1 protein-coding gene is annotated in these 251 nt (G+C 64.5%); it reads right to left on the minus strand.

What is annotated here, in order from left to right; all coding sequences use genetic code 11:
• A partial coding sequence (locus ACY35P_RS15715) for a DDE-type integrase/transposase/recombinase (RefSeq protein WP_462116769.1) occupies positions 1–251 on the minus strand: 251 nt, incomplete at both ends.

Genomic DNA, 251 nt, shown 5'->3' on the forward strand with positions numbered 1-251 from the left:
TAGGCCCACGTCACCATCGCCTTGCCGCAGAACTCCTTGCCGTTGTCGGTTCGAATCACTCGCGGCAGGCCGCGACTCAGCGCCAGGCGATCCAGCACACGCGTGACACCAAGCCCTGAGATCGCGCGCTCGACCTCGATCGCCACAGCTTCGTGGGTGGCGTCGTCGACGATGGTCAGGCACTTGATGACGCGACCCTCGGCGGTGCGATCGAACACGAAGTCCATCGACCACACCTGGTTCGCCGCGAT

It is taken from the genome of Lysobacter xanthus, from assembly GCF_047159895.1.